General features: G+C 67.7%; 24 protein-coding genes. 7 read left to right on the top strand and 17 right to left on the bottom strand.

What is annotated here, in order from left to right; all coding sequences use genetic code 11:
* Positions 1-271 precede the first annotated feature (271 nt).
* Entirely contained in the window at positions 272-790 is a 519-nt protein-coding gene (locus NJ1_RS26330) for a pyridoxamine 5'-phosphate oxidase family protein (RefSeq protein ID WP_084478865.1), read from the top strand.
* Here the strand turns inward: NJ1_RS26330 and NJ1_RS26335 are convergent.
* Genes NJ1_RS26335 through lspA form a run of 3 tightly spaced genes read right to left on the bottom strand, consistent with a single transcriptional unit; the run spans position 787 to position 3,201 of the window.
* Positions 787-1,548 carry a hypothetical protein gene (locus tag NJ1_RS26335; RefSeq protein ID WP_245717590.1) on the bottom strand — a complete coding sequence of 254 codons (762 nt, stop codon included), beginning with the start codon at positions 1,546-1,548 and terminating at the stop codon, positions 787-789. The genes NJ1_RS26330 and NJ1_RS26335 overlap by 4 nt on opposite strands.
* Before the next feature lie 58 nt (positions 1,549-1,606).
* The gene (locus NJ1_RS26340; RefSeq protein ID WP_067699114.1) at positions 1,607-2,533 is read right to left on the bottom strand and encodes an RluA family pseudouridine synthase; all 927 of its coding nucleotides are present in this window, start codon (positions 2,531-2,533) and stop codon (positions 1,607-1,609) included.
* Positions 2,530-3,201, bottom strand: coding sequence for a signal peptidase II (gene lspA, locus NJ1_RS26345; protein WP_084478892.1), 672 nt, complete (start codon positions 3,199-3,201; stop codon positions 2,530-2,532). The genes NJ1_RS26340 and lspA overlap by 4 nt, the downstream gene beginning before the upstream one ends.
* Before the next feature lie 258 nt (positions 3,202-3,459).
* On the opposite strand from lspA, the gene NJ1_RS26350 reads away from it, so the two are divergent.
* Together NJ1_RS26350 and NJ1_RS26355 are read left to right on the top strand one after the other, a co-directional pair.
* Positions 3,460-4,350 (top strand): hypothetical protein, encoded by an 891-nt coding sequence (locus tag NJ1_RS26350; RefSeq protein WP_067699118.1) that lies wholly within the window; start codon positions 3,460-3,462, stop codon positions 4,348-4,350.
* A gap of 23 nt (positions 4,351-4,373) precedes the next feature.
* On the top strand, positions 4,374-5,111 hold the full coding sequence (locus NJ1_RS26355; protein ID WP_157574217.1) for a sensor domain-containing protein: 738 nt from the start codon (positions 4,374-4,376) through the stop codon (positions 5,109-5,111).
* A gap of 119 nt (positions 5,112-5,230) precedes the next feature.
* On the opposite strand, the gene NJ1_RS26360 is transcribed toward NJ1_RS26355, so the two are convergent.
* The 3 genes from NJ1_RS26360 to NJ1_RS26370 all read right to left on the bottom strand — a co-directional run bounded on the left by NJ1_RS26360 (position 5,231) and on the right by NJ1_RS26370 (position 10,776).
* Complete coding sequence (locus NJ1_RS26360; protein WP_084478867.1) at positions 5,231-8,536, bottom strand: arabinosyltransferase domain-containing protein; 3,306 nt, start codon at positions 8,534-8,536, stop codon at positions 5,231-5,233.
* 161 nt (positions 8,537-8,697) lie between these two features.
* A complete protein-coding gene (locus NJ1_RS26365; RefSeq protein ID WP_067699122.1) occupies positions 8,698-9,198 on the bottom strand; it encodes a WKL family lipoprotein in 501 nt (166 codons plus the stop codon).
* A 252-nt stretch (positions 9,199-9,450) separates the two neighbouring features.
* On the bottom strand, positions 9,451-10,776 hold the full coding sequence (locus tag NJ1_RS26370) for a DNA polymerase IV (RefSeq protein WP_067699124.1): 1,326 nt from the start codon (positions 10,774-10,776) through the stop codon (positions 9,451-9,453).
* Between the two features lie 407 nt (positions 10,777-11,183).
* Here NJ1_RS26370 and NJ1_RS26380 point away from each other — a divergent pair, with 407 nt between their 5' ends.
* On the top strand, positions 11,184-12,065 hold the full coding sequence (locus NJ1_RS26380) for a UTP--glucose-1-phosphate uridylyltransferase (RefSeq protein WP_067699128.1): 882 nt from the start codon (positions 11,184-11,186) through the stop codon (positions 12,063-12,065).
* A gap of 130 nt (positions 12,066-12,195) precedes the next feature.
* Positions 12,196-13,236 (top strand): alpha/beta hydrolase, encoded by a 1,041-nt coding sequence (locus tag NJ1_RS26385; RefSeq protein WP_084478871.1) that lies wholly within the window; start codon positions 12,196-12,198, stop codon positions 13,234-13,236.
* On the opposite strand, the gene NJ1_RS26390 is transcribed toward NJ1_RS26385, so the two are convergent.
* Complete coding sequence (locus NJ1_RS26390; RefSeq protein WP_067699130.1) at positions 13,190-14,350, bottom strand: SMP-30/gluconolactonase/LRE family protein; 1,161 nt, start codon at positions 14,348-14,350, stop codon at positions 13,190-13,192. The genes NJ1_RS26385 and NJ1_RS26390 overlap by 47 nt on opposite strands.
* A gap of 124 nt (positions 14,351-14,474) precedes the next feature.
* Positions 14,475-14,981: a MarR family winged helix-turn-helix transcriptional regulator gene (locus NJ1_RS26395; RefSeq protein WP_084478873.1), complete on the bottom strand. Its 507-nt coding sequence runs from the start codon at positions 14,979-14,981 to the stop codon at positions 14,475-14,477.
* Between the two features lie 54 nt (positions 14,982-15,035).
* Between NJ1_RS26395 and NJ1_RS26400 the strand changes: the two genes are divergently transcribed.
* The gene (locus tag NJ1_RS26400) at positions 15,036-16,088 is read left to right on the top strand and encodes a YhgE/Pip domain-containing protein (RefSeq protein ID WP_067699134.1); all 1,053 of its coding nucleotides are present in this window, start codon (positions 15,036-15,038) and stop codon (positions 16,086-16,088) included.
* Between the two features lie 121 nt (positions 16,089-16,209).
* On the opposite strand, the gene NJ1_RS26405 is transcribed toward NJ1_RS26400, so the two are convergent.
* Positions 16,210-16,746, bottom strand: a complete 537-nt coding sequence (locus NJ1_RS26405) for a TetR/AcrR family transcriptional regulator (RefSeq protein WP_067699136.1) — start codon at positions 16,744-16,746, stop codon at positions 16,210-16,212.
* 73 nt (positions 16,747-16,819) lie between these two features.
* Between NJ1_RS26405 and NJ1_RS26410 the strand changes: the two genes are divergently transcribed.
* Entirely contained in the window at positions 16,820-17,251 is a 432-nt protein-coding gene (locus NJ1_RS26410; protein WP_067699138.1) for an organic hydroperoxide resistance protein, read from the top strand.
* Between the two features lie 22 nt (positions 17,252-17,273).
* Here the strand turns inward: NJ1_RS26410 and NJ1_RS26415 are convergent, their stop codons facing one another.
* The 8 genes from NJ1_RS26415 to pgeF all read right to left on the bottom strand — a co-directional run bounded on the left by NJ1_RS26415 (position 17,274) and on the right by pgeF (position 25,735).
* Positions 17,274-17,810, bottom strand: a complete 537-nt coding sequence (locus NJ1_RS26415) for a C40 family peptidase (protein WP_067699140.1) — start codon at positions 17,808-17,810, stop codon at positions 17,274-17,276.
* A 296-nt stretch (positions 17,811-18,106) separates the two neighbouring features.
* Positions 18,107-21,256 (bottom strand): isoleucine--tRNA ligase, encoded by a 3,150-nt coding sequence (gene ileS, locus NJ1_RS26420; protein ID WP_067699142.1) that lies wholly within the window; start codon positions 21,254-21,256, stop codon positions 18,107-18,109.
* 322 nt (positions 21,257-21,578) lie between these two features.
* On the bottom strand, positions 21,579-21,788 hold the full coding sequence (locus NJ1_RS26425) for a hypothetical protein (protein WP_067699342.1): 210 nt from the start codon (positions 21,786-21,788) through the stop codon (positions 21,579-21,581).
* 102 nt (positions 21,789-21,890) lie between these two features.
* Positions 21,891-22,715 (bottom strand): DivIVA-like cell division protein Wag31, encoded by an 825-nt coding sequence (gene wag31 / locus NJ1_RS26430; protein WP_067699144.1) that lies wholly within the window; start codon positions 22,713-22,715, stop codon positions 21,891-21,893.
* A gap of 72 nt (positions 22,716-22,787) precedes the next feature.
* Entirely contained in the window at positions 22,788-23,090 is a 303-nt protein-coding gene (locus tag NJ1_RS26435) for a YggT family protein (protein ID WP_067699344.1), read from the bottom strand.
* Between the two features lie 216 nt (positions 23,091-23,306).
* The gene (locus NJ1_RS26440) at positions 23,307-24,119 is read right to left on the bottom strand and encodes a cell division protein SepF (protein WP_067699146.1); all 813 of its coding nucleotides are present in this window, start codon (positions 24,117-24,119) and stop codon (positions 23,307-23,309) included.
* Positions 24,120-24,224: 105 nt separating this feature from the next.
* The gene (locus NJ1_RS26445) at positions 24,225-24,998 is read right to left on the bottom strand and encodes a YggS family pyridoxal phosphate-dependent enzyme (protein WP_084478875.1); all 774 of its coding nucleotides are present in this window, start codon (positions 24,996-24,998) and stop codon (positions 24,225-24,227) included.
* Complete coding sequence (gene pgeF / locus NJ1_RS26450; protein ID WP_067699148.1) at positions 24,995-25,735, bottom strand: peptidoglycan editing factor PgeF; 741 nt, start codon at positions 25,733-25,735, stop codon at positions 24,995-24,997. Before pgeF ends, NJ1_RS26445 begins: the two co-directional genes overlap by 4 nt.
* Positions 25,736-25,944 lie beyond the last annotated feature (209 nt).

Raw genomic sequence — 25,944 nt, forward strand, 5'->3', positions numbered from 1 at the left:
ATCTCTCGTCCCGGCCTGGCTGGATGGCTGTGGTCACCACTCGGGCACTCCACGACCACCACCCACATGCCCTACTGACCCGCACGCCCTACTAGTCCGCCCGCCCTACTGACCCACATGCCCTACTGACCCGCACGCCCTACTGCCCCAAGAGTGCCCCGCACCCCCTCTCCACACCCGACATCCGGCAGACCTGGAAACCGCCGGTTGCGCGGGCTCTTCTTCCCTTCTCTTCCAGGCCTCTTTTATCTTTGATCTCTACCCTGCGGATATGGACAACGCCGCCCACCCACTCCCCCTCGCCCCCCACTGGCCCCAGATCAAAGCCACAGTGGCACGAGGCAATCGCTCCACCGGACACTGCGCCATCGCGTCCATATCCCCCGAGGGAAGACCGAACGTCACGCCGGTAGGCACGGTGTTCCTGCGAGACGACCAGACCGGGTTCTATTTCGATGTGTATACGAGCGCACTGGCCCGCAATATCGATGCCAACCCCGAGATCTGTTTGATGGCGGTCGATTCGGGATCGTGGATGTGGTTTCGATCGCTGGTCTCGGCCCGATTCGCCGCACCGCCGGGTGTACGGCTGTACGGAACCGCCGGAAACCTCAGGGCCGCAACGGCAGAGGAGCGGGAGGCGGCCGAGCGCCGGGTGCGGGTGGCTCAGGTCCTGAAGGGCGGCAGGGCGCTGTGGTCGAACTTCACGCATGTGCGGGATCTGACGTTCGACAGTTTCCGGCCGGTGCGCTATCCGACGATGATGGACGGGATGTGGTCCGCCGGTTAGTTGTCGGGGACGGGTCCGTCGTCGGTGCCGGGGTTCACGGAGTCGGCGTATTCGGGGAGCAGCGGGGCCACCGCGAAAACTCCGGCGGAGGCGTCCGGCGGCAGGGATTGGATCGAGCGGACGCCGGGAAGTGCTGCGAGAGTGCGGAGTTGGGGCAGCGGGCCGTCGACCACGAGGCCGACCACGCAGGCGCAGTCGGCGCGGAGGCGGGCGGCCACCACCTGGTTGGTGCGGACGGAACGCTCGTCATAGGCGGGGGTCGCTTGGACCTGAGCGGCGGCGGCACGGCGGGAGGCCACCGCCACCGCATCGCCCGCCGGGACGCCGATCGAGATGATCGGGGTCGCCACCCGTGGGATGGGGACGTGGTACAGGACCTCCGAGATCCGCAGTCCGCCTGTGAATTCGGGGATTCGGGCGGCGGTGACGCCTGCGGTGAAGGAGATGAGCGACCAGCGCGGGGCGAGGTCGGTGGGTTGCAGGGAGGTCTGAGCGCGGGTCAGGTAGTCGGCTACCGGCTCGCCGTTCTCCGGGCCGAGGCGATCGGTGGAGATGACCGAGCGGTAGGGCGGGGTCGCCCAGCCCAGGACTAGGATCAGGGCCACGAAAGCCACTGCCACCGTTGCCATTCCGAGTGGACGGGCGGCAGGGTGGCGCAGGCGCGAGGCGATGCCCACGGGCGCGGGCACATCGGGCGCGGGCGCATCGGTCCCGTCCGTCGACCGGGCGGGCCCTTCGTCTGGGAGTTCGCCGGTCATGCGGCGGGCCTGGCCGGGTTCACGGATAGCGAGCCTACGCCGGAGCGGGTGGCCGGACCTACGGTGCGCGCAGAACGGCCAGCGCATGCGCGAGATCGGCGGGGTATTCGCTGGTGATCTCGACCCATCGGCCGTCGGCGGGATGATTGAAACCGAGTTGGCGGGCATGCAGCCACTGACGCTCCAAACCGAGACGCTCGGCCAGGCGCGGGTCGGCGCCGTAGGTGAGGTCACCGCAGCAGGGGTGCCGGACCGCGGAGAAGTGAACCCGAATCTGGTGGGTGCGGCCGGTTTCCAGGTGGATGTCGAGCAGGCTCGCGGACTGGAACGCCTCGACCGTGTCGTAGTGGGTGACGCTGGGGCGGCCGTCGGCGACCACCGCGAACTTCCAGTCGTTGCCGCGCGCGCGGCCGATGGGTGCATCGATGGTGCCGCTGCTCGGATCCGGATGTCCCTGCACCAGAGCGTGATAGCGCTTGTCGACCGTGCGCTGCTTGAACGCGCGCTTGAGCACCGTGTAGGCGTGCTCGGACTGGGCGACGACCATCACACCGGAGGTACCGACATCCAGCCGGTGCACGATGCCCTGACGCTCGTGCGCGCCGGAGGTGGAGATGCGGTAGCCCATGGCGGCCAGGCCGCCGACGACCGTCGGGCCGGACCAGCCGACACCCGTGTGCGCGGCGACGCCGACCGGCTTGTCCACCGCGACGACGTCGTCGTCCGCGTAGAGGATCCTCATGCCGTCCACCGGAGTGGCCTCGACGGTGAGTTCGCGCTTGGGCTCGGGGAATTCGACCTCCAGCCAGGCGCCGGCGGTGAGGCGATCGGACTTGCCCGCCGCGGTGCCGTCCAGCTGGACCGAACCGTCCTCGGCCATGGCGGCCACGGCGGTGCGGGACAGACCGAGCAGTCGGGACAGTCCGGCATCGACGCGCATGCCATCCAAACCATCCGGCACCGGCATACTGCGGGTTTCCCTCATACTGTCTTCTCCTCCGCCTTGTCGTCCTCCTCGCGCCCGCCCGCGCGCGTTCCATCCGGTTCGAATCCGAACACGGTCAAGATCACCAGCAGGATCGCGCCGCACACGATCGACGAATCGGCGACATTGAACACCGGCCACCAGCCGACCGCGACGAAGTCGACCACGTGCCCCTGCAGCGGACCCGGCGCACGGAACAGACGGTCGATCAGATTGCCCAGCGCGCCGCCGAGCACCATGCCGAGACCGATCGCCCACGGCACCGAGCGCATGGTGCGGCCGATCCGGACCACACCGATCACGACGGCCGCGGCGACCAGGGTCAGCAACCACGTCATGCTCGTCGCCATCGAGAACGCCGCACCGGGATTGCGGACCAGCGTCAGACGCACCGTCTTGCCGATGAGGTAGACGGGCTCGCCCGGCGTCAGAGTCGCGACGATGATGCATTTGGTCAGCAGATCCAGACCCAGCAGCACCACGGCGATCAGCAGCAGCGTCCGCAATTGCAGCGGCCGCCGAGGCTTGGCTGCCTCCTCCGGTACCTCCGGCTGTTCGGCTACCGCGTCGAGGTCGGCCGAGGTGCCCGTCGACGCAGGATCTCCGGGCGACTTGTCGGGTTCGTCTGCGGCGGATTCGCTCGGCCGGTCGGTACTCACCCTTGACATCATTCCCTATGGCCACTTCACACCTGTCGGTCGCCGTAGCCGGAGGCTGGTTACCACCCAGCCGCCACGTCCGAGAACCCCCTGAAAACACCCTGGAATACCACCGGTGCGGATCCCAGCTGATTATCAGGAATGAGCCGTAACCTGTTGGACGTGACGGTGTTGTCTTCATCCCCCAGCTCGGCCAACGCCACCGCACGCTGCGTCGGTTCACCGGGCAGACCACGATCCCGCAATTCGAGATCCGGTGTTCTGCTCATGGTTCTCGCGGTCACTCTGACAGCGTTCGGCGCCGGTTGTAGCGACCACTCGGAAACCACCTCCGACGCCGACGGCGCGGAACCTCTCGGATTCGCGAAGGAAGTCACCATGCCGATCGCGGCGGTGACCACCACCGTCGTCGATCCCGGCGCCGAGCCGCGCTCCTCGCTGCGGCCCGCGGTCGAGCCGGGAACCGTGCAGCAGGTGACGCTGAGCACGGACCATCACATCGAGCAGCAGATCAACTCGCAGGCCGTGCGTGACTTCTCACCGCCCGCGGTGACCATCCCGCTCAGCGCGCAGACCGGCGGCGACGGGGTCGAGCTGACGCTCGGCACGGTCACCTCCCCCGATCCGGCGCTGGCCAAGGCGCTGCTGCCCGCCGACGGCTCACGGGCCGGATTCGACATCAGCGAGGCGGGCGCGATCACCGCACTGCGGATGGCGCCCAAGCCCGCCACCTCGGACGCGGCCCGCGCGGCGCTCGAGCAGGCCTTCTACCAGGCGGTGTACCAGTCCGTCGCGTTCCCGGACGAGCCCGTCGGAGTCGGCGCGGTGTGGACTGTGCGCCAGCAGGTCTCGGGCAGCGTGCCACTGGAGCAGGTGACCACCGCGACCCTCACCGCGCGCGAGGGCAACCTGCTGAACATCGAATTGAACGTGGTCCAGACGCCGAAATCGACGGTGTGGCATCTGCCCAACGACGCCGGACAGCTGGAGATCGTCGACTACCTCATGCACGGCACCGGCGTCATCGCCGTGGATCTCGGTCTGCCGCTGCCGGTTTCCGGGTCCGTCGAGGTCGGCGGCAATCAGACCTACCGGGACCCGCACAGTTCGGTGACCCTGCGTCAAACCCTGCGCACCCAGGTGCAGTGGGGCGCCTGAGGCCCGGCTGCGATGATGTGGCCGTGACTGCATCTTCTCGCACCACTCGCACTACTCGCACCATGCTGACCGTGCTCGCGAGCGCGGTCGCGGTGACCGTATCGGCCTGCGGGTCCAGCGATTCCGGCGCTCCGCTGCAGACATTCGGCCCCACGGTGGCTCCCCCGCAGACCTCCGGCGCCGCCGCACCGGTCGTGGATTCCATCACGCTGCGATCGAATCTGCTGGATGTCCCGCAACTGCCGTCGGGGTACTCGGCGCTGAACGATCCGCCCCCGGGAAGCACCGGCGGCGCCGGGGCCAAGACCGATCCGCCACAGTGCGCCAAGGTGCTCTCGCCGGTGTCGGCACAGGCCCCGGGATCGTTCTCCCAGACCGTCGCGCAGTTCGGCGGGCCCGACTTCGACACCCTCGACATCGACGCGGCCTCGTACGCGAACGGGGGCGCGGCGCAGGCGTTCTCGACGGTGCAATCGCTGCTGCGGGAGTGCACCAGGTACTCGGGCAAGGACGTCGACGGGGAATCGGTGGATTTCCAGGTCGGCGCGGTGGATCAGCCCAGCGCGGGCGATGCCTCGACGGCGTTCCGGGTGCACACGACCAGCCAGGGGCTGACGTTGTATTCGGTGGTGAGCGTGACCCTGGTGGGGTCGGTGGTGGTGCAGTTGGCCATGTCGGGAGCGGCCGAGCCGGATCCGCAGGAGTTGAGCGCGTTGACCGCGGCCCAGGCGCGGAAGTTGAAGGGCGAAGCGGGACCGTAGGAGGACTGCGAGCACCGCCGGACACAGATCCGCACCCGCCTCTGTGTCGAAGCGAGTGCGGATCTCTGTGTTTTCCGTGTTCCGAAATTACTGCCGGCAGGTCACACCGTCGGCAGGGGCTACTGCCAGCCGGTTACGTTGATCGGGCCCGGGCTGTACAGGCCGGAGCGGGTCTCCGTTCCCGTCTCGAGCTTCGCCGGGACAGCTCGGCCGTCGATCGGGGACAAGCGCTGCAGCTCACCCCAGTCCTTGCTCCAGTCGTCCTTCAGGTAGGTCGCCAGGGTGTACGGCCGCAGCAGCATGGTGCTCCAGCCGAGCGCGCCGCCGCCGTCGTGGCTCTGCCACAGCGACGTCATCGCCGCGCCGCCGCGATCGGGCAGAACGCGGTAACCGGGGATCTCGGCGACGCCATCGCGGTGATCGAAGGGCCGCTGGCACGGGAACTGCAGGCCCACTTCCCAATCCAGCAGCACGGGGGCCGACGAGCCGACGACGTCCTGCAGGGTGCGAGTCTGCGGAATGCGGGGCGGGGTCAGGGCGATCCACTGTTTCGGATCGCGGTCGCGGTCCTGCGCGACGACGCGGATAGCGGTGGCGTCGGCGGGGATGTCCGCCAGCGGAACCCGCAGGTTTCGCCAGCTGGGGGCGGGGCCGATATCGAGCGGCGTGACCCGGCCCAGGGGCCGGCCCGCGCCGCTGGAATCGGCTGTGCCGTATTCGATTTCGATGGACTGGCCGGGAGTCACCACACCGTCGTGATTGACCGAGCGGATCCGGCCCGCCGCGGTGAGCGCGATGATGCCGGAGCGGTCGCCGGGCTCGGGCAGGGCGTACCAGCCGGTGGTGAGGGTGGACACGGCCTCGGTCGTGCCCGAGGTCCCGAGCACCGGGGTGGTGGCGGGGCTCAGGCCGAACGGCAGTGCGGTGGTGGTGGTTCCGTCCGCGGTCTGGTCGGAGCGATCGCTCACCGCGCTGGCCATGTTGCCGCCGGTGTCCAGTTCGTCGTCGGCGCGCAGGTCGGTGCCGACGCCGCCGGGGGTGAAGCCGACCGCGTCGGCGGCGAAGGCCGAGAACGCGTCGCCGGTCAGCGGTCTGAGCATGCCGGCCTGAGCGTCGGTCTCCACCAGGACATCTCGGGCCAGGCCGCAGGTATTGCCCAGGACCGCATCGACATTGGAGCGCGCGAGCGAGTACGCCGGGTACTGCGCGATCGCACCCTTGGCCAGCGAACCGACCTCGAACAGGACCACGAAGGCCGCGATCACGGTCAGCGGCGGAATCGAGACTAGCTTCCAGCCGCGCTTCGAGATGCGATGGGGCGCAGCGGGTTCTGGGGCGCGCACATGCCAGAAACCGGCGAGGACCAGGAACATCAGCGCCAGCGCCAGCCACAGTTTGCTGAACTCGACGCCCGCGACCACCACGGACTTGTCACGCCACGGGATGCCCCAGTTGGAGACGTACCACCAGCCGTTGATGCTGGTGAACACCATCGCGGTGGCGAAGGAGACCACCGAGGCGAACAGCGCGCGGTTGCGCGGGGAGCGCATCACGGCGGGGCCGACCGCGACCGCGGTCAGCACGGCGATCACGCCCGCCAGTCCGGCGTAGATGCCGTTGTGGTGGGTCCACTTGGTGGGGGTGGTCATCATCAGCAGCATGACTCCCAGGCAGGTGCCCAGGATGCGGCGCACGGGACCCGGTGCGGTGAACGGGATCCGGCCGCCCTTGCGCAGCAATACGAAGGCGCACACGGCCATACCGATCCACAGCATGAACATGCCGAAGCGGCGAGCCACCGAACCGTCGATGGTGGGCATGAAAAGGTACTGGTAGCGAATGTATTCGCCGTCCCAGTGCACATTCGGCCCGACCAGGGTGTGCACGCGGCTCATCTCGAACATGGACGAGAGCGGCTGATCGGCGAACATCACCGCGAGCACGACCGAGCCCGCCGCGACCAGCGGCAGACCCAGCGCCAGGTAGGCCGGGCCGCGGGTGCGCAGCACGGCGAACACGCCCGCGCCGGGAGCGGTCGGCGCGCTCAGGGCGCGAGCGCGGGCGTCGATACTGCGCCACAGCGGGCGGATACCGGCCAACAGCGGTGCGACACAGATGATTCCGGACGGGCCGACGGTACAGGCGAAGGCGCCGATCAGGATGGCGATGCCGTAGGGCAGCAGTCGGCGCGTGGCGATCGAGCGTTCCACCGAGACCCAGGTGAGCAGCACCCCGAGCGCGACCAGCGGCTCCGGACGCAGGCCGTTGTTGTAGGGCAGCCAGACCGCCAGGAAGCCCAGCGCGCCGGTCCAGACCGCCACCCGGTCGTGCCGGATGCGCGCGCCCAGGCGCGGAATCACCTCGCGGCTGAGCACCATCCAGATCAGGATGCCGGCCAGCAGCGCGGGTAGTCGCATCCACGGACTGGCGACGCTGATCTCCGCCATCCGGCCGAGCAGGTCGTAATACGGTGTGCCGACCGGGTTTTCGGGCACACCGAAGTACCCGAAGTAGTTCGCCATGTACCCGGCGTGGATCGACGTGCGGGCCATGCCGAACTGATAGCCGTCATCGGAGGTGGTGGCGCCGATGAAATGCCACAGCACCAGCGCGCCGATCACCACGCCGTCGATCGGGCGGAAGGTCCACCAGCGCTCGGGCAGGAAACGGCGCGGGCGGCGGCCGTCGCGGCGGTCGATCCGGTACAGCGCGACGAGGGCGAGGATCGTCGCGAGGTACGCGGTCCAGATCGCGATGTGCTTGATCGGACTCGGGGTCGAGGAGAAGCGGCTGTCGATCTGCGCGGTCACGGTGGTGCCGTCGGCGGCGCGCAGGTCGCTGAAGACGCCGACCAGCTGCGGGCGGTAGTCGCCCGACAGGGTCACCGGTTCGAGAGCGGTTCCGGTCATGACCGCGGTCGCCTGGGTCATGTCCGCGTGCACGGTCAGGGCGCAGCCGGGGGTGAGTTCGTCGACCGGGACGCTCACGAGCGACTTGTTGTGCAGGACCGCTTCGAACTTCGCGGGCTTGACCACGCCGTCGTCGCCGGTGCTCGCGGCCTTCACGCGCGCGGAGAAGCCGTACCGGTCCAGGTTCGGGGCGCCGTTCGCGGCGGTGGCCGCGAGGGTGCCGCCGGTGTCGGCGAGCTGGGTGACGGCGGCGCACGGGATCGTCGCGTCGAAGGTCAGGGGCGCGTAGGAGACCAGCGGGGCCTCGACGCTCGCGACCGACCCGCTCTGCGGCCAGTTCAAGGTCGTGGCGTCCACCCGGACCGGCAGCAGCGGCACCGCTATGGCCGCCAGCACCGCGATCACGCCCGCGATCAGGGCTACCGCCTGCTCCCAGCCTCCGGAAGTCCGTACGCCCGCCCCGGCACCGGCTCTCCCGGCGGAGTCCTGCCCCGCTTTTTCCAACACGTCGGTCACGACCGCCGATATTAAGGGGCGAAGCCGACCCGCCGCCGCTTTGCCCCGGTTAGCGGACGTGGCACCCGGCTGTGCTCCGGATACGAACCGAACGAGCCCGGCACCCCATGCGCGGGGTGCCGGGCTCGGAAATCGCGTGCTCAGCCGGGGCCGAGCTCAGCTCAGCTGCAGGCCGGGGAGGTCTGGTTGGCCAGCGAGAGGGTGTTGCAGATCCATTCCTTCTGGACCTTCCACTTGCCGTCCTCGGCCACGAACGGCACGACGACCTGGTTCGGCGCGCCACCGTTGATCGACACCTGACCGTCGGCGGTGATGGTGCCATTGCCGAGGTCGGTCACACCGGTGACCGTGACAGCGGCGCCGTTCTGCTTGTAGGCCTCGGTCAGACGCGACGGGAGGCTCGGGTCGGCCTGCACACCCTGCATCATGTCCAGCTTCTCGGCGTCCGGAACAGCCGGATCCAGGGCCTTCTGCAGATCGGCATTGAGTTCCGCCGCGGTCGGGGCCGGCGGGTAGTTCGACTGCGCGGCGGCGGTGCTGGAGGTGCTCACCTTGGTGGGCTTGGTCTCCTTCTTGTCACCGCTGCCACACGCCGACAGCCCGAGTACGGTCACGACCGCCAGGGTGGCTACGGCGATACGTCCAGTCTTCTGAAGCTTCAACTGCTCGTCCTTTGCGTTCGAGTAGGTCCGTTCGACAACGTGACAGCCACATCCGACCGGCGGCGCTGCACGACGACCCACACGCTACCAACGAGTTCCCCCGGAAACCGAGTCCGAAGTGGCTGGCGCGGCACTTTCAGTCCGAATCCTCATAATTGGCGCAAACGTCTCTTATGTGCCTGGCACACCGCGATTTCGGCGACGAGCGAGGGTGCGGCGGCGGCTCTATCAGGCAATACCAGCCCCGCGGCCTCACACGAGGCTTCCCAGGGGGTCCGCTTTTCGCAGGGCCGGGTCATCCGCCGCGAAAGTCCGTGCGGGGCCAGGACCGGAGGTGCGAGTCTCGAAACGGACGGTGACGACGCCGTGGCCCGCGCCCTGCACCCAGCCGTGGCCGAACTCGGCGTGCTCGACATCCACACCGGGATACCAGGTTCCGAGAGCGAAGGAGCGAGTCGCGGGCGGTACCACGGGATCCGGGCTCTCCACCAGACCGAGGGTGGGCTCCTCGGAGACGGCTTCGACCGTCCGCACGGTCTGGTCCAACTCGGGGAACAGCGATTCCTGCCGGATCTCGGACAACCCGGCGAAACCCACGCCCACCAGACGGATCGGCCCCAGCTCGGCCGGATCGAGGGCGGAGCGCTGCGCCGCGGCGGACAGGGTGGTCAGGTCCTCGGTCGCGTACGGCAGTGTGGAGGACCGGGTCACGATGCTCATATCGGATTTCCTGAGCTTGAGCACGACGGTGCGCGCGGCTCGGCCGTCGGCGGTGAGACGGCGATGCGCGGACACCGCCATGGCCTCGATGGCCGGACGCAGCTGCGCGAGGCTGACGATATCGCTCTCGTAGGTGGTTTCGGCGCTGATCTGTTTGGCCTCGGCGCGCTCGGCGACCGGGCGGTCGTCGATGCCGCGGGCCAGACGGTGCAGCGCGATGCCCATGGCGCTGCCCAGGATCGAGGCCGCCTCGGATTCGGGAAGGGCGGCCAGGGCGCCGATCGTCTCGATTCCCAGTGTGCGCAAACGACTTTCGGCCACGGGTCCGACGCCCCAGAGTTTTCGGACCGGCAGGGAGGCGAGGAACTCGCGCTGCTCGGCGGGCGAGATGACCCGGACGCCATCGGGTTTGGCGAGGCCGGAGGCGATCTTGGCCAGCTGTTTGCCGCTGCCCGCGCCGACCGAGGCGATCAGGCCGGTGCGGTCCAGAACCAGCGCGCGCAGGCTCTCGCAGAAATCCAGGACCTGATCGGGCGTAGCACCGGCCAATTCGGCGGGCTCGCCGAAGGCTTCGTCGAAGGACAGGGTCTCGAGCACCGGGATGCGGGTGCGCATGGTCTCGAACACCTGGCTGCTCAGGTGGCCGTAGACCGCACCCCGAGGCGGGACCACGACGCCGTTCACGCCCACCAGCCGGCGAGCCTGGTGCATGGGCATCGCCGAGCGGGCGCCGAAGACCCGCGCCTCGTAGCTCGCGCCCGCGACCACGCCGCGCCCGCCGGTGCCACCGACCAGGACGGGACGACCGCGCAGGGTCGGGCGGGTCAGCTGTTCAACCGAGGCGAAGAACGCGTCCATGTCGATGTGCAGGACCCAGCGGCGGCCCGGCTGTGCGCGCCCGGCGGCGGTGTCGGCACGTCGCGGATCGGCGCGCACGGCCTCGGCAGCGCGAGCATCGACACGCTGTATCCCGGCCCCGTGAGTCTCGAGACGCGCGGCCTCGCCATCGCGAGCATCGACACCCTGAATCTCGACCCCCTGAATCTCGACACGTTCCGCCTCGGCACCTCGAGTCTCGGCACCTCGAGTCTCAGCGCCCTGAATCCCAGCCCCCTGAGTCTCGGCGCCCTCTGTCTCAGCCCCTCGAACACGGCCCCGAACAGGCATGACAGCCCTGTCGGCCGGGTCCGCGATGCAGCTCACTTTACGGAATCTACGCGCGGCTACCGACAGGTCGGTCCATCCCGGTGTGTGATGATCGGTTCATGACGATTCGCAAGGCCGTGATCCCCGCCGCAGGCATCGGTTCTCGCCTGCTGCCGCTGACCAAGGCCATCCCGAAGGAAATGCTTCCGGTCGGCGACAAGCCGGTCATCGAGCACACGGTGCGCGAACTCGTGGCGTCCGGCATCACCGATATCACCATCGTGGTGAGCGGCGGGAAGTCGTTGATCCAGGACCATTTCCGGCCCAACCCCGCGCTGGTGGCGCAACTGCGCGCCGACGGCAAGGCCGCGTACGCCGACGCGGTCGAGGAGGTCGGCGAGCTGAGCAGGCAGGGGCACATCAACTATCTCGACCAGCACGGCCCGTACGGCAACGGCACCCCGGTGCTCAATGCCGCGCGCACGCTGGGTGACGAGCCGATGCTGGTGCTGTGGCCCGACGACGTGTTCGTCGCGGATGTGCCGCGCGCACAGCAGCTCATCGACGCGTACGAGAAGACCGACGCGCCGGTGCTGGCGCTGATGCCGATGGATCCCTCCGAATCGCAGCGCTACGGCGTTCCCGTGGTGGAGCAGACCGAGGGCAACGGGCTCATGCGGATCAGCGGCCTGAAGGAGAAGCCCAAGCCGGCCGACGCACCGTCCTCGTATGCCGCCATCGGCGGTTATGTGGTGACGCCGGGGATCATCGCGGAACTGCGTGCGCAGGTGGACAACTGGTACACGCACCGGACCGGCGAGGTGTACCTGACCGATGCCATCAATATCTTCGCCACTCAGAATCCCGTGTACGGACAGGTGATTCGCGGCCGCTGGTACGACACCGGCAACCCGGCCGACTATCTGGTGGCGCAGTTCGCCTCCGCGCTCACCCACCCCGACTACGGCCCGGTGCTTCGTCAGCTGGTCGAGGACGAATAGGACTTCTCACAAGAGACACACCGTTTCACAATCATGCGTCCTCACGTACTGTCGAGACCCGAAACACATTGGTAGTCGGGGGAACGATCTCGAAGGTTCGGTTTTGCTACGCGGAGTTGGTACACGGGCGATGGCGCTCGCGGCGGTGGTTTGTTCGGTCGGCTCCTATGCCGCGATCCAGGGGCAGGGAGCTGCGGCGGGGGCACCGCCCGACCCCATCACCAGCACCGCGACCCTCTCCGGGACACCGCTTTCCGAGGACGGGTCCGGCATCACCTCCTTCGAGATCCGCGACGCGCGCAATCTGACGCTGCGAGTGCGCTCGACGGCCATGGGCCGCGAGTTCGAGGTCGACGTGCAGCGGCCCGCCGACACCTCCGTGCCGCGCCCGGTGCTGTACATGCTCAATGGCGCCGGGGGCGGGCAGGATACGGCCACCTGGAAGCGGAACACCAACGCCGATCAGTTCTTCAGCGACAAGAACGTGAACGTGGTGATGCCGATCGGCGGCGCGTTCACGTACTACACCGATTGGCGCGAGGCCGATCCCCGTCTCGGCGTGAACAAGTGGAAGACGTTCCTGACCGAGGAACTGCCGCCGATCATCGACGGGGCCTTGGGCGCCAACGGAATCAGCGCGATCGCGGGGATGTCGATGTCGGGGACCTCGGTGCTGCAGTTGCCGATCGCCAAGCCGGGCCTGTATCGAGCGGTGGCGGCGTACAGCGGGTGTGCGCAGATCAGCGATCCGATCGGACGGAAGTTCGCCGAACTGGTGGTGTCGGTCGGCGGCGGAAATCCGGAGAACATGTACGGCCCGGAAAACGATCCGGAATGGACCGAGAACGATCCGTACGTCAATGCCGACGCCCTGCGCGGCCTGGAGCTGTACGTCTCCAACGGCAGCGGACTGCCCGGGCGGCACGACACGTTCACCGACGTGCGTAGCCTCGGACCGGCCGACGGCGGGATCATGCAGCAGTTGGTGGTGGGCGGGATTCTCGAGGCGGCCAGCGACTGGTGCGCGCGGAATCTGCGGGTTCGGTTGCAGGAGTTGAACATTCCGGCGACCTTCGACATCAGTCAGGCCGGGACGCACTCCTGGGGATACTGGGAGGACGCGCTCAAGGCGTCGTGGCCGGTGCTGGCGAAGGGGCTTGGGCTGTCGTAGTCGTGGTGGGGACCGTCGGCACGACGGTGGTCACCACCGGGCTGCCCGATGTGGTCGTGGCGCTGGAGGACGTGCCTCCGACCGCCGATTCCAGCAGCTGGACCACCAGCACCCGATTGTCGGGCATGGCGGGGATCCAGAGGTTCCGGCCGGCCGGATCCACGGTGAAATCCGCTGGGCCGTGCAGGTTCTCGGGGAGGCTTACCTTGGCGACCTCGCTGCCGTCCGGACGGTGGACGGTCACCGTGCCCGGGGTGCTGCCCGACCCCGCCCAGTCCGAGATCACCAGTTCGCCGTTGGCCAGCACGGCTATTCCGTCGAGTACGCCGTGGACCGCGCCCACCCGCTGCGGGACGACGGGATTCTGCGTGAGGTCGAGCCGCCACAGGTCACCGCCCTTGAAGTCCGTGCCGCTCGCGGCGACATAGGCTGTCTTGCCGGAGCTTTCGAGGGCGATGCCGTTGGCGCCGGGGATCCCGGTGGCCACCGGATCGAACTTCTTGGTTTCCAGGTCCATGCGGTACACCGCGCCGCGGAGGGAGTCGGTGACCAGCAGCGTGCGGGGGTCGGCCAGGGTGATGTCGTTCAGGAGCGCGGGCTGGTCGCCGCCCAGGGGCGCTTCGAAGACCTGGGCGCCGCTGTCGACGTCGTAGCCGACGACTCGATCGATGTCGGCCACGAAGAGCCGGTTGGCGGTGTAGGCCATGCCTTTCGGAGCATTCAGTGCCGGATCACCCTGGCGGGGTACGGCTTTGCGTGCGGTGAGGGTGCCTACCGAGCTGAGCTCGGTGAGGAAACCGTCGCCGTCCTTGGCGGTGGGTTCCTGTTTCGCGCCGATATTGGAGATGAACCAGCGGTCGCCGGCGAACACGACGCTCTCGGGGGACGAGAAACCCTCCAGCGTGCCGGGTTTGGCGGGCGTGGCGGAGGCGGCGCTGGTGGTACCGCCGGGCAGGGAGGTACTGGTGCCCCGGGCCACGCCGTTGCCGTTGTCATCGGAGATTCCGCAGCCGACCGCCGCGGTCAGCAGCAGGGCACCGGACAACAGGGCCGCGCTCGGCGGCAGAACTCTCGCACCTGCGCCGAACACGGCTGTGCGCTTCGCCTGGGACATGACGCCACCCTTCAGCGGATGCTCTCGCCCCGACCGACGAGACGAGATCAAGTGTATCCAGCGGTACGGGAGTTGATCAACGAAACCGGTTGAACCGCACGTGGTTTCCACGAACCGCGGACGGCTATTCCTCCGCCGCGTTGTAGCGGATCAGATAGCCCGCGAGCCGGGCCACGTCGGCGTCATCCCAGTCCTGGAAACGCTCGGCGAAAGCGGCGGCCCGGCTGTCGGAGGCGGCGCGGGCTATCCGGCGCCCTTCGGCGGTCGCCTTCAGGACATGGTTGCGGCGGTTGGCGGGGTCGACCTCGCGGTCCAGGTAACCGAGTTTCTCCAGCGCCGCCACCTGGCGGCTCATGGTGGATTTGTCGAGGCGGAAGTGCCCGGCCAGGTCCGCGGCGAGGCAACCGTCGCGCTCGATCACCAGGTCCAGGATGCTCGAGGCGACCAGGGACAGCTCGGGATGCAGTTCGGCGGCGCGGCCGCGGGCGCGGCGGGCGAAGGCGGTGAGCTCGCGCTGAATGTCCCGCAGCGCCTCGGCCCGGTCTCCGGGAGCAGCGGCACGACTCTCGGGTGCATCCACCTGCCCCTTCGGGCCACCGCCCCGGCCCGGAAATACAACGTCGCTCGGCATGGTTGTAGACTACAACCTCATATAGTTGTATTTACCAACCATTGGAGTGCGTTCATGGTCTCGCATCAGATCCGGCACGTCGCCACCCACCTGCTGACCCCGCTGCTCATGTGCCTGGGGATGGGACTGGCCTATCTGGGCGCGTTCCACCAGCCCGAGCCGAACCATCTGGCCGTGGCCGTGGTCGGGGACGCGCCGCAGGTCAAGGTGCTGGCGCAGTCGATGAAGGACCGCGCCGGGGATGCGCTGGACGTGGTGACCCTGCCCAGCCGCGACGACGCGATCGCACGACTGCGCGATCGCGACCTCGCCGGGGCGTTCGTGCCGGACGCCCAGCACCCCGAGGTATTGGTCGCGAAAGCCGGGTCCGATACGACCGCGATGGCGGTCGAGGCGGTGTTCGGGCAGGTCGCCGGAACGCAGGGCGTGCCGGTGACGACCACCGACATCACCACCCACAGCTCCGGCGATCCGACCGGGCAGGGCATCTTCTTCCTGCTGGTGGCGTTGAGCATCGGGTCGTACGGCAGCGTGGCCGCCATCGGCGCGGCGGGCGCGGGACTCTCGATCTGGATTCGAGCGGCCTTCGGACTGGTCACCTCGCTGCTGGTGAGCCTGATCGGGCTGGCACTGGCCGGGCCGGTGTTCCATGTGGTCGATCATGATCTGGGCGCGATCTGGGCGATGTCGTGGCTGTACTCGGCGGGTGTGCTGGCCATCGGCATCGGACTGCACACGTTCCTGAAGCGATGGACCACGCTGGTGATGATGGTGCTGTTCGTGATGCTGAACTTCACGAGCTCGGGTGGGGTCTACACGCCGGCGCTGCAGAACGACTTCTTCGGTGCGCTGCACGGGTTCTGGAACGGCGCGGGGTTCGTGGAGGGCGCGCGGAGTCTGCTGTATTTCGACGGAGTGGGGATGAGTGGACGCGTGTGGAGTCTGTTCGTGTGGCTGGCGGCGGGTGCGGTGCTGGTGATCGCGGCGGGAGCCGCCGAGAAGCGACAGGCCGTGGCCGGCGGGACCGCCGAGACGAAGGCCGAGACCACGGCCGGAGACGCGGGCGAGGCCGCCGAAGAGGAGATGGAGGAGACCGTCGGGGTCTGATTCCGGAGCGGCCTCGCGGGTCCCATACCGACATGGGGCCCGAGACGGTTCCTTCGACAAACCCGGTAGCCCCTCGGGAAATCGACATCGCTGCGGCGCACGCGGATTCGCGTGCGCCGCGTCATGCCTTCAGCTGTGCCAACGCTGTACGAATTCCGGCCCGAACAGTGTCGTCGTCACCGATTCCGCCGCTCACGGCGACGCCGTCGCGGGTCAACAGCAGTGCGCGGGAGGCGTTCTCCGCATCGGCGATACCGGCGGCGTGCAGTTGCTCCGCCATCAGGTCGCGGAACCACGTGCGGTAGTCCTCGACGATCTTGCGCACGGCGTGGTCGGCGCTGGGAAATTCCACGGCGGCATTGAGGAAGGGGCAGCCGCGGAAGCCGGGGCCGCAACTGATCTCACCGAGGCGCTCGAAGATGGTGGCGATGGCGTCCGCGCCGGAGCCCGGCACCGATTCCAGCGCCTCGCGCTGGCGGGCGTACTCGCGTTCGAGGTAGGCCACCACCAGGTCGTCCTTGGTCTTGAAGTGACGATAGAAGGTCGCCTTCGCGATCTCGGCCTCGGCGATGATGCGATCGATGCCCACGGTGTGAATGCCCTCGGCGTAGAAGAGCCGGGTGGCGGTATCGAGCAATCTTTCGCGGGCTGCACTCACCCCTTGACGATAGCAGACAGACCTGTCTACTGTTGACGTCAGGTGAACAGACCAGTCTGTCTAGGAGGACACGATGACTTCCACTTCCACAACCGCCCCGCTCTACACCGCAGTGGCCACCTCGGTCGGCCGCGACGGGCGTTCCTACAGCGACGACGGCGTGCTGGACCTGACCCTCGCCCGGCCCAAGCAGATGGGCGGCGACGGCGCCGGCACCAACCCGGAACAGCTGTTCGCGGCGGGATACTCGGCCTGCTTCGCCAGCGCCCTGCAACTGGTGTCCAAGCGGATGAAGCTCGACGCCGAGGATGCGTCGGTGACGGCCGAGGTCGGATTGAACGCGCTGGAGGGCGGAGCCTTCGGACTCTCGGTCGTGCTGCGCGTGGAACTGCCGGAGCATCTGCACAACGAGCAGGGCCAGGCGCTCATCGAGGCCACCCACCAGGTCTGCCCGTACTCCAATGCCACCCGGGGCAACATCCCGGTGGAACTGGTCGTCGAGTAGTCCCCGACCGACCGGCCCCCGCCTAGAAGAACCGGCGGATGGCGTAGATGTCGAACTGCCCCAGCGGGGTCAGGCCGACGGGTACACCCCAGTCGAAGGCGTTGAGGACCTGCCCGGCGCCGGCGTAGATGCCCTCGTGCGAGCCGTCGCTGTTCAGAATGAGCACATCACCGGGTTGCAGTGCGCCGTAGGGGACTTCCAGCCCGGCCTCCGCCTGCTGCCAGGTGGTGCGGGGCAGATCGATGCCGACGCTGCGGAACGCCCACTGCACCAATCCGGAGCAGTCCCAGGCATCCGGTCCGGTGCCGCCCCATTTGTAGGGTTTCCCGGTCTGGGTGGCAGCCAGCGACAGCGCGACCATGGCACGCGGACTGGCGAGCGGGAGTTGGGCCGAGCCGCTGGCACTGCCGGAGGCGGAACCGCTGGCACTGCCGGACGCGGAGCCCGAGGCAGAGCCGGAATCGGCGTTGGCAGGATTTGCCATCAGTGTGCTGATCGAGATCAAAGCCGCCGATGTCGCGATGGTCGACGTGAACAGACGTTGCAGGCTTCGCTTCATGTCCTTGCCCCTCGGATCTTTGACGCCGTGGAACTGGAAATACAGCTAGGAAGTGCAGTCGTGTGATTGAACTCGACTCTCGAGTTATATGTTAACTACTCAGTAGCTGTTCTATCTCATCTGCAACACCCGCCACAAGATGGACAGCGGGGGTGTGTCGAGAGATCCAGGTCACTCGGGCGCGGCTGGGCAGGCAGGCACACAACTCGGCCGGTCGGGCACAAACACAGCGAGGGGCGGGACCGTTTCGGTCCCGCCCCTCGCCGCTTGCTCAGGCCGACTCGGGTCAGCTCGGCTCACGCCTTGGCGACCGCCGCCTTCACGCCGCCGACGATCTCGGCCGCCGCCGCGCCCGCCTCACCGAAAGTGAGTGCGGTGGCGAGGATTTCACCGGCGATCAGGTCGCGATGGGTGTCGGCCCACGGCTGCTGCGCCGCGGGCACCTCGAGGATCACCGAGATCCGGTCCGAGACCTCGAGACCCAGGGACTTACGGGTCTCCTGCAGGTCGCGGATCAGGTCGCGGGCCCACCCCTCGGCCTCCAATTCCTCGGTGACCTGCGAGTTCAGCACCACCAGGCCGGCATTGCCGGGCAGGGCGGCGGTGGAGTCGGGCTCCGCGGCGACCAGACGCTGGGTGTACTCCTCGGGCAGCAGCGCGATACCGGCGGCGGTGACCGTGCCGTCGGCGGACTCGCTCCACTCCCCCGCCTTGACGGCCTTGATCACCGTCTGGACCTGCTTGCCCAGGCGCGGACCGGCGGCCCGCGCGTTCACGACCAGCTCGAAGCGGCCGTGCGAGGCGACGTCGGTGGTCAGATCGACCTTCTTGACGTTGACCTCGTCCGCGATCAGGTCGGCGAACGCGGCGAGGCGCTCGGCGTCCGACGCGGCCACGGTGACCTCCGAGAGCGGCAGGCGCACCCGCAGGTTCTGGGCCTTGCGCAGGCTCAGCACCGTCGAGCAGACCGTGCGCACCTCGTCCATGGACGAGACCAGTTCCGGATCGGCGGGCAGGTCGCTCGCGGCCGGCCAGTCGGTCAGGTGCACCGAGCGCTCGCCGGTCAGGCCACGCCAGATCACCTCGGTCATGAGCGGCAGCAGCGGGGCCGCGAGCCGGGTCGTCACCTCGAGCACGGTGTGCAGGGTGTCGATGGCGTCGCGATCCTCCTCCCAGAAGCGCGAACGCGACCGGCGCACATACCAATTGGTGAGCGCGTCGGCGAAGGAGCGCAATTCCTCACAGGCGGTGGCGATGTCGAAGACCTCGAGCGCCTCGGTCATGACATCGCGGGTCGCCGCCAGCTTGGCCAGGATGTAGCGATCCAGCACGTTCTGCGAATCGGTGCGCCACGTCCCCGGCCGGGATGCGTACAGCTGCAGGAAGGTCCACGCGTTCCACAGCGGTCGCAGCGCGTGGCTGACACCCTCGCGGATGCCGCGCTCGGTGACGATCAGGTTGCCGCCGCGCAGCACCGGGGACGCCATCAGGAACCAGCGCATCGCGTCCGAGCCGTCACGATCGAAGACCTCGTTGACGTTCGGGTAGTTGCCCTTGGACTTGGACATCTTCATGCCGTCGTCGCCGAGCACGATGCCGTGTGCCACAACGGACTTGAACGCCGGGCGGTCGAACAGCGCCGTGGAGAGCACGTGCAGGTTGTAGAACCAGCCCTTGGTCTGGCCGTTGTACTCGACGATGAAATCGCCGGGGCTGTGCGGTGCTTTGTCCGCGGTGCCCTCGAACCACTCCTTGTTCTCGAAGGGGTAGTGCACCTGGGCGTACGGCATCGAGCCGGACTCGAACCAGCAGTCCAGCACCTCGGGGGTGCGGCGCATCATCGACTTGCCGGTCGGGTCATCGGGATTCGGGCGCACCAGCTCGTCGATGCGCGGGCGGTGCAGGTCGTCCGGGCGCACGCCGAAGTCACGTTCGAGGGCGTCGAGCGAGCCGTAGACGTCCACGCGCGGGTACTCGGGGTTGTCCGAGATCCACACCGGGATGGGCGCACCCCAGTAGCGGTTGCGGCTGATGTTCCAGTCGCGGGCGTTCTCGAGCCACTTGCCGAACTGGCCGTCGCGCAGGTGTTCCGGAGTCCAGTCGATCTCCTTGTTGAGCTCGAGCGCGCGATCGCGGAACTTGGTGACCGCCACGAACCAGGACGGCACCGCCATGTAGATCAGCGGCTGGCCCGAACGCCAGCTGTGCGGGTAGGAGTGCTCGATCGTCTCGTGCCGCAGCAGCTTTCCGGCCTGCTTGAGGTCCTTGATGATGACCGGGTTGGCGTCGAAGACCATCAGGCCCTCGTAGGTCGGCACCATCGAGGTGAACTTGCCGCCCGGATCCAGCGGCTGGACGATCTCGATGCCGGCGGCGGTCGCGACATCCATGTCCTCCTCACCGAACGCGGGCGCGAGATGCACGATGCCGGTACCGGAGTCGGTGGTCACGTAGTCGGCGTTCAGCACGCGGTGCGCGTTCGGGTGGCCGAGGAAGAAGTCGAACGGCGGTCGGTAGCGCAGGTCGACCAGCGCCGCGCCCGAATGCTCGGACAGCACCTGCGGCTCCTCGCCGAGTTCCCGCGCGTAGTGCGAGACCCGTTCCGCGGCAAGCAGGTACCGCTTGTCGTCCTTGCCCAGCACGTGCACGTAGGTGACGTCCGGGTGCACCGCGATCGCCAGGTTGGACGGCAGGGTCCAGGGCGTGGTGGTCCAGATCAGCGCGTTCGCGCCGTCGAGCGCGGCCAGCGGGTGCTCCGAGGGGACCTGCAGCAGCATGTCGACGGTGACCGCGGGGTCCTGGCGCATCCGGTAGGCATCGTCCAGGCGCGCCTCCTGATTCGACAGCGGGGTCTGCTCGTACCAGCTGTAGGGCAAGACCCGAAAACCTTGGTAGATCAAACCTTTGTCGTACAGCGACTTGAACGCCCACATGACCGACTCCATGAAGTCGATGTCGAGGGTTTTGTAGTCGTTGTCGAAGTCGACCCATCGTGCTTGACGAGTCACGTACTCGCGCCACTCATGGGTATACCGGAGCACCGAGGATTTGCACGCGGCATTGAATTCCGCCAGACCCATGGCATCGATCTGTGATTTGTCCGTGATACCCAGCTGCTTCTCGGCTTCGATTTCCGCGGGCAGCCCGTGAGTATCCCAGCCGAATCGCCGTTCGACCTTCTTCCCGCGCATCGTCTGAAATCGTGGGATCAAATCTTTGACGTATCCGGTCAGCAGATGGCCGTAGTGCGGCAACCCGTTGGCGAAGGGAGGACCGTCGTAGAAGACGAATTCCGGTGCATCGGAACGGTTCTCGATGCTCGCACGGAAGGTGTCGTCGGCGGCCCAGTAGTCGAGAACTCGCGTCTCCAGCTCCGGGAAGGACACCGGACCGCTGGTCACGCCGAGTTCGACGCGGGGATAGGCGTTCTTGTCGTCGGCTGCCATGGCCGGTTCGTCTCCTCGTGCCGAAGTAGGCACGGGGACGATGACGGCGCTCGTGCGCCGAAACCGCGGTACCACCCCGCTTGCCCGGCTGCGCTGTGTGAATACGCGGGCCGAGCCTCTCGTTGTGAGCTGTGACGGGCTCCACCGTTCGGTTCTACTGGGCGGTGGCTCGACGAGCACGCGCTGTTCTTCCGAAAGCTCCCCGGTGATGGCCGGATCGACGCCGTGATGCTGATGTGTGGTTGCTGGTGTGTTTTCGATTCTAACCGCGCGGTCCAGGGGATATTCCCTGGACCCCGACTACCCCCGCCGCTCAGCACCGCTAGTGCTTGGCGTGCCGCCCACCCAGATGGGATTGCTGTGTCTCGCTGTCATCGTCCTGCCGGAGCGACAACGCACTGACGAGGAGCAACACCGCGCCTGCGACGCACACGATGATGCAACCCCACGCCCAGATCACCGAACCGGTGGTCAGTGCTGTCACCAGCAGGCCGAAGCCGACTGCCGCGAGTACGAGCGTTACCACGAGCATGAGCACCACTCCCTCGTGCCGAGTGAACGGTGGCGGTGCTGCGCCGTGCTCCCGGAGGTCTCATTCCCGGGCAACGCAGCCCCAGGGGCCGTAGTAACGAGTTTACTTGCCGCCCTTGAGAAGTGCGCCGTTGCCCTGGGCACCCTCGCCGAACTCGCCGCCATCGACGGGGACCGCGGAACCACGGTTCTCCAGCTCCTCCAGCTGCGATTCCAGGTAGGACTTGAGCCGGACGCGGTATTCGCGCTCGAACGTCTTGAGCTGCTCGATCCGGCTCTCCAGCACACTGCGCTGCTGGGTGATGGTGGCCATGATCTCGGTGTGCTTGCGCTCGGCGTCCGCCTGCAGGGCGTCGGCCTTCTCCTTGGCCTGGCGCAGCTGCGAATCCGAACGGTTCTGCGCGTCCGACAGCATGGCTTCGGCCTTCTGGCGGGAATCGGCGATCATCGCTTCGGAACGCGTCCGCGCGTCGCCGACCAGTCGCTCCGAGTTGGCTCTAGCATTGGCCAGCAGCTGCTCGGCTTCGGTCTTGGCATCGGAGGTGAGGCGGTCCGCCATCTCCTGCGCGAGCGAGAGCACCTTGGCGGCCTGCAGATTCGCATCCGCGCTGGGAGCCTCGGCCTTGACGGGGGCGACCGGGACGGGAGCGGGCATCGGGGCCGGCGCGGGCGGAGCCGCCTTGACGGGCTCCGGCATCGGCGGCGCCTTCACGGCCTGGACCGGACCACGGTTCTTCTTGGCGTCGGCCAGTTCCGCGTCCAGCTCGGCAACACGCTGGCGAAGATCGGCGTTCTCTTCGATGAGGCGGGAGAGCTCCTGCTCGACCAGATCGAGGAAGGCGTCGACTTCGTCCTCGTTGTAGCCGCGTTTCCCGATCGGTGGTTTGCTGAACGCGACGTTGTGCACATCGGCTGGGGTCAGCGGCATGGAACGATCCCTTCACGCTTCGTATGGAGATCTAGCGGTAGATCTGGGCGAGCTTTCTTTCAGCCCATTCTGTCACACCTGAGCTACCTGTTGCCCGAGCGAGCCCGTGATCGTCATGAGGATGAACACGATAAACAGCAGCACCATAATCGACAGATCGAGTCGAATTCCCCCAAGATTCACGGGGGGTATCAAACGCCTCAGAAGTTTCACCGGCGGGTCGGTGATCGTGAAGACGAGCTCCAGGACGATCACGACGAAGCCGGTGGGACGCCAGTCACGCGCGAAGCTGCGGATGAACTCGACGATGACGCGGCTGATCAGCAGCAGCCAGAAGAGGAACAGCAGTAGGTTCAACACCTGGAACAAGGCCACGTCGTTCACTCTGCCTCAGATTCGATGGCTTGCAAAATGTGTGGTGCCGCCGGTGGTACCCGATCTTGCAAGACGCCCCCTGCCGGAAGCCGCACACGACCCCATCCGCGTGCTCCGGGGCCGGTTCGGCCCGCTCGAGCGGGATGGGCGCAGCGACCGGCGCAACCCCCGTTGCAGGCCGCGGAACAGTCTGCGGCCCTTTACATCCGATGCTCGTTACTTCTGGTTGTAGAAGCCGTTCTCGGCCAGGCGGCGGCGCTCGTCGGCTGATACGTCGACATCGGCCGGCGAGAGCAGGAACACCTTCGTCGCGACCTTGTCGAACGAACCACGCAGCGCGAACGCGAGTCCCGCGGCGAAGTCGACGAGGCGGCGCGCGTCGGCGTTGCTCATCTCGACCAGATCCATGATCACCGGGGTGCCGTCGCGGAAGCGTTCTCCGATGATGGCGGCCTCGGCATAGGTGCGCGGACGCAGTGTCGTGATCTTGGACAAGGTGCCTCCGTCCTCGAAGATCTGCGAACGGCGAGGGACCGGAGGTTCGACCCGGCGCTCCTCCATACGCAGCTCTTCCATGCGACGCTCGGCCTCGGTGTCCACCGCGAGCGCGCCACGCGTGGTGCCGCGGACCATGGAGCCACCGCCGACACCGCCGCCGGGCATGGTCCGGGTGCGGCTCGAGGGTGCGGTCTCGATGCGGGTGGGCCGACGCGGCGCCTCGTAGCGGTCGCGCTCGCGCTCCCGCTCGTCGGCGTACTCGTCCACGTAGTCATCGCGGCGCGCGGTGCCGTAGGCGGGCTTGTACGGGGCCTTGTACGCCGGTTCGCCGTAGGCCGGCTCATCGTCGTACCGCTCGTCGCCGTAGCGATCGCCGCGGTCGTACTCGCGCTCCGGGTAGGGCCGAGGGCGTCGCTGGGCACGTTCGTCGACAGCACTCCGGGTAGCCCCGCGGTCGTCGACGTAGTCGTCTTCGTAATCCTCGAGCGGAACCATCCCGAAGTACGCCTTGAACTTGTGCAGCGTGCTCATCTGGTCGACCTTCCTTCGGCCCCGGTTGGCCTGGGGTGTTGTCCTGCTCAGTTCCTCGTCCGCCACCAAGCATATGTTTCATATGTGACTGATGAGGTTTCTTTGCTACGCCGAGGTTATCGGTCGAGCGCCCATCAAAGCGGTTCCGACACGCACGCATGTCGATCCGTGGCGAACTGCGGCCTCCAAGTCGCCCGACATACCCGCGGACAGCTCTCTGGCCTTGGGATGTTCCGATAAAAGAGAGGAATGGATCCGGGCGAGCCGCGCGAACGCAATGTCCGGTTCCACGTCCATCGGCGGGATCGCCATCAGGCCCGCCAACTGCAACGATTCGGACTTTTCGACCTGTTCCGCGAGGGCGAGAAGTGACTCGTCACCCACCCCTCCGCGAGTCGGATCCTCGTCCAGACTCACTTGGATAAGGACCCGCAGCGGCGTCTCGCGGTCACCGGAGTCCAATGCCGCGCGGACCCCGGAGTCCAATGCGGTGGCCAGCCGTTCGCTGTCCACCGAATAGACCGTGTTTGCCCAGGTGGCAACGGATTTCGCCTTGTTTCGCTGGAGCCGGCCGATAAACTCCCAGCGCACTCGAGACAGATGTCCCAGTTGAGCCACTTTGCCCGCGGCCTCCTGTTCACGCGATTCGCCGAACTCACGACAGCCCAGCTCATAGAGGATCTCGATATCCGAAGCCGGGTGGAACTTGGTGACGGGCAGCAGCCGGACCGACCCCGGCGCGCGGTCGGCAGCGCGACACGCTGCGTCGATACGTTCGGTCAGCGCGGTCAGGGCCGCGGTGAGCTGCGCGGTGCGCTCCTGCGATCGGGTGACCTGCGCCGCATCGGAACGGCTTGTGGCGGCAGAACTTTCGGTCATTCTGCGATCCCCTCGGATGACATCCAAATCACACCGGCGAGTCTGCCGGTCGGCGCGCCACGGCGGTGGCTGAACAGGGATTTGTCCTCGATGGTGCAGCGCGGGTCCATCGCGACGGCCGGGACGCCGGCCGCCTCGAGCTGTCTGCGGATGCCCGCGCGCAGATCCAGGCCCGGGGTGCCCCGGACGGTGGTGGTCGCGCTGCCCGGCAGATGCGCCTCGACATCGGCGCGCATGGCGGCGGGCACCTCGTACTGACGACCGCTGGCCGCCGGTCCCAGGAAGGCGCCGATCCGCTCGGGTCGCGCGCCGAGGGACGCCATGGCCTCGAGCACCTTCGGCACGATGCCGATGCGCGCGCCGATCCGGCCCGCGTGCACGGCCGCGATCACACCGGCCTCGTCGTCGGACAGCAGGATCGGCACGCAGTCCGCGCTCAGCACGACCAGGGCCAGATCGCGGCGCGTGGTGACCAGCGCATCGGTGGCGGGCACCGGCTCGGCGCGCGGGCCGTCCACGATCTCGACATTGCGGCCGTGGATCTGCTCCATCCAGACCAGATGGTCCGGCGCGAGGCCGATGTTCTCGGCGAGCCGAACACGATTGCGGCGCACGGCCTCCGGATCGTCGCCGACGTGATCACCGAGGTTGAACGAGTCGTAGGGGGCCTGCGAGTAGCCGCCCGCGCGCGAGGTCACGACCCGTCTGGTCCGGAAGATCTGAGGCGCAGAAGTCATATCCCCGAGGGTACTGGGCAATACCTGGCAACCGCGGGGCTGGGCTGACGATGGTGAGCGGTGATATCGGCCGAAAACTGGGCGGCACAGCGCGTCTCACGGTCTGCGGGCGCGAGGTTTGTCACGTCACCACCCACCGGACATCACCACCGCACTGCCGACATCACGTCACACCAACCAGCACCACCAGCACCGCATCAGACCAGTCA

Source organism: Nocardia jejuensis NBRC 103114 (assembly GCF_001613145.1).
GTDB lineage: Bacteria > Actinomycetota > Actinomycetes > Mycobacteriales > Mycobacteriaceae > Nocardia > Nocardia jejuensis.